Genomic DNA, 3,762 nt, shown 5'->3' with positions numbered 1-3,762 from the left:
CACGCAGTCGCAGAGCGCGACCCGCACGCGTCCGGCCGCTCCGCCGCCCCACCGGTCGGCGAGCACCCCGCCGACCGGTCCGCCCAGCACGATCCCGACCGGCAGCGCGAGGACGGCCGTCCCCGCCGCGCCCGCCGAGACGCCGAGCACGCGTTGCAGGTAGTACGGCGCGAGGAACTCCACCAGGGACAGCGTCACCGCCGCCAGCAGCACGGCCGTGACCGGTCCCGCCACCTGCCGCGAGGCCAGCAGCGTCCGGACCGGACGCGCCGCCGCCGTCCGCCGCCAGACGAGCACGAACGGCACGGCCGCCGGCGTCAGCGCCAGCCAGCCGATCCCGCGCCCGGCCGCCAGCGAGAACCCGGTCAGCAGCGCGCCCGTGGCCGCGCCCAGCAGGACGGTCTCGCCCAGCAGCCCCCGGTCCGGCGGGCGCAGCCGCTCCCCCGCCGGAAGCTCCCGCAGCGCGACCGCGATCACCCCCAGCCCGGCCGGGACGTTCACGTAGAAGATCCACGGCCAGCCCCACTCCTGCACCATCCAGCCGCCGAGCACCGGCCCGCTGACCGCGCCGAGCGGCCCGAACGTCATGACCGCCGCGCTCGCGCGGCCGGCGCGTTCCGGCGGTCCCGCCGCGAGCACGACCATCGGGACCAGCGCGAACAGCACCCCGGCGAAGGCCCCCTGCGCGGCGCGCGCCGCGACCAGGACGGGCAGCGACGGCGCGGCCCCGGCGGCGACGCTCGCCACGGTGAACCCGCCGACCGCCGCGACCAGCGCCGGACGCCGTCCGACCCGGTCGAGCCACCGCCCGGCGGGCAGGGTCAGCGCCACCAGCGGCAGCAGATACCCCAGGACGACCCACTCCACGGCGGCCGTCGGGACGCCGAGGTCGCGCTCCAGCGCCGGCAGCGCGACCGCGACCACGCTGGTGTCCAGGGTCGCCATGAACACCACCAGCGCCGCCGCGCCGACCAGCCACCACCGCATCCGGATCACTCCTAACTTCACACCATGTGCAGTTAATGCCAAGAAAGTACACACGGCGTGCAGTTCTCACAAGATGGCAGCATGGAGGCGTGACACCCACCGACGCCCCGCGCTCCGCACGCGAGGCCCCGCGCGCCGCGCCCGACGCTCCCCGCGCCGCGCCCGAGGCCGCGCGGGAGGCTTCGGGCACCGCGCGCGAGGCTCCCCGCGCCGCGCGGGAGGCTCCGCGGAACGCGCGGGGGCGGCGGTCGCGGGCCGCGCTGCTGCGGGCGGTCCGCGAGATCGTGGAGACCGAGGGCGTCCCGGCCGCCACGATGGCGGCCGTCGCCGAGCGCGCCGGGGTGTCGCGGCGCGCGGTCTACCTGCACTTCGCGTCCCGCGCGGACCTCATCACGGCGCTGTTCGACCACGTCAACGAGGAGGAGGACCTCGAAGGACGGTTCGCCCCCGTCGCCGAGGCCCCGGACGCCCGGACGGCCCTCACGGTCTTCGCCCACCGGCACGCCGAGTTCACGGCCCGGACCCTCGCGGTCTCCCGCGCGGTCGAGCGCGTCGCGCACACCGATCCGGACGCGGCGCGGCACTGGGAGACCGTCCTGTACTGGCGGCGCGAGAGCAACCGGGCGCTGGTCCGGCGGCTCGCCGATGAAGGCGCGCTCGCCCCCCACTGGACGGTCGAGACCGCCACCGACATGCTGCTCGCCCTGATCTCCAACGGCGTCGGCGAGACCCTGCTCGTCGAGCGCGGCTGGCCGGTCGAGCGGGTCGGCGAGCACATGGCCGCCGTCCTCACCTCGGCCTTCCTCACCGCTGGGAATCCGTCCGGGCTGTGACTACCCCCGTTCGGGGGTGGCGGCGGTCACAGAGACTGGAAACGATCCTGGTGAGACGAGGAGGGGTTCCTTCGATGCAGGCGGTCGAGTTCCGGGCGGCGCGTGATTTCTTGCTGGCCCATCGCGAGGACTACCAGGCGGCGCGGGAGAAGTTCCGCTGGCCGGTGCTGACCGGCTTCAACTGGGCGCTGGACTGGTTCGACCACATCGCCGACGAGAACGACCGCACGGCGCTGTGGATCGTCGAGGAGGACGGCTCGGAGGCGAAGTACTCCTTCGCGGAGATGGCCGAGCGGTCCGCACGCGTCGCGAACTGGCTGCGCGGCGCGGGCGTGCGGCGCGGCGACCGCGTCGTGGTCATGCTCGGCAACCAGGTCGAGCTCTGGGAGACCGTCCTCGCGACGATGAAGCTCGGCGCGGTGATGATCCCGTGCACGCCGCTGCTCGGCGCCGACGACCTGCGCGACCGGATCGAGCGCGGGCACGCCAAGCACGTCGTCGCCTCGTCCGCGAGCGCGGGCAAGTTCGACGGCGTCCCCGGCGCGTACACGCGGATCGCGGTCGGCGAGCCCGTGGACGGCTGGCTGCGCTACGCCGACGCCTACGACGCCGACCCGCACTTCACCCCGTACGGGACGACCCGCGCCGACGACACGCTGCTGCTGTACTTCACGTCCGGGACGACCGCGAAGCCGAAGCTCGTCGAGCACACGCACGCGTCCTACCCCGTGGGCCACCTGTCCACGATGTACTGGATCGGCCTGCGGCCCGGCGACGTCCACCTGAACATCTCCTCGCCCGGCTGGGCCAAGCACGCGTGGAGCAACGTCTTCGCGCCGTGGAACGCCGAGGCGACCGTCTTCATCTTCAACTACACCCGGTTCGACGCCGACCGGCTGCTCGACGCGATCGACCGCTGCGGCGTCACGTCGTTCTGCGCGCCGCCGACGGTGTGGCGGATGCTGATCCAGGCCGACCTCGACCGGCTGCAGACCCCGCCGCGCGAGGTCGTCGCCGCCGGCGAGCCGCTGAACCCCGAGGTCATCGAGCGGGTCCGGGACGCCTGGGGGACTACGATCCGGGACGGCTTCGGGCAGACCGAGACGACCGTCCAGATCGCGAACACGCCCGGCCAGCCGGTGAAGCCGGGCTCGATGGGCCGCCCGGTGCCCGGCTACGACGTCGTGCTGGTCGACCCGGTCACCGGCGAGCACGGCGACGAGGGCGAGATCTGCCTCGACCTCGGCGAGCGCCCGCTCGGCCTGACCACCGGCTACCACGGCGACGAGGAGCGCACCGCCGAGGCGATGCGCGACGGCGTCTACCACACCGGCGACATCGGCGCCCGCGACGAGGACGGCTACATCACCTACGTCGGGCGCGCCGACGACGTGTTCAAGGCGTCCGACTACAAGATCTCCCCGTTCGAGCTGGAGAGCGTGCTGATCGAGCACGAGGCGGTCGCGGAGGCGGCGGTCGTGCCGTCCCCGGACCCGGTGCGCCTCGCCGTCCCGAAGGCGTACGTGACGCTCGCGGCCGGGTTCGAGCCGTCCGACGCCACCGCGAAGTCGATCTTCGAGCACTGCGCGGCGCGGCTGTCCCCGTACAAGCGGGTCCGGCTGCTGGAGTTCAGCGCGGAGCTGCCGAAGACCATCTCCGGCAAGATCCGCCGGGTGGAGCTGCGGACCGCCGAGATCGGCAAGCACGCCCACGCGGACGACCGCCCGGCGGGCGAGTTCCGCGAGGACGGCCGCTGATGACCGCCCTGTCCTACGCGTCCGGCGCCTCGGCGCTGCCCCTGCTCGGCGACACCATCGGCGCGAACCTCGAACGGACCGTCGCCGCCTTTCCCGACCGGGAGGCGCTGGTCGAGTGCGAGACCGGCCGCCGCTGGACGTACGCGCAGCTGGACGACGAGGTGGACGTCGTCGCCCGCGGCCTC

Annotated in this window: 3 protein-coding genes and 1 pseudogene; 3 read left to right on the top strand and 1 reads right to left on the bottom strand. The window is 74.2% G+C overall.

Annotated elements, in window-relative coordinates; translation table 11 throughout:
* On the bottom strand, positions 1-987 hold a 987-nt coding region (locus AB0J52_RS31645), incomplete at its 3' end, for an MFS transporter (protein WP_500186440.1).
* Positions 988-1,076: 89 nt separating this feature from the next.
* Between AB0J52_RS31645 and AB0J52_RS31640 the strand changes: the two genes are divergently transcribed.
* The 3 genes and pseudogenes from AB0J52_RS31640 to AB0J52_RS31630 form a co-directional block, all read left to right on the top strand.
* Entirely contained in the window at positions 1,077-1,820 is a 744-nt protein-coding gene (locus AB0J52_RS31640) for a TetR/AcrR family transcriptional regulator (RefSeq protein ID WP_500186439.1), read from the top strand.
* Between the two features lie 74 nt (positions 1,821-1,894).
* On the top strand, positions 1,895-3,577 hold the full coding sequence (locus tag AB0J52_RS31635) for an AMP-binding protein (RefSeq protein WP_500186438.1): 1,683 nt from the start codon (positions 1,895-1,897) through the stop codon (positions 3,575-3,577).
* A pseudogene (locus tag AB0J52_RS31630) lies at positions 3,577-3,762 on the top strand (AMP-binding protein); the annotation flags it as partial. The gene AB0J52_RS31635 and the pseudogene AB0J52_RS31630, both read left to right, overlap by 1 nt.

It is taken from the genome of Spirillospora sp. NPDC049652 (genome assembly GCF_040675125.1).
Taxonomy (GTDB): domain Bacteria; phylum Actinomycetota; class Actinomycetes; order Streptosporangiales; family Streptosporangiaceae; genus Spirillospora.
This window is presented reverse-complemented; position numbering and strand designations above follow the sequence as displayed.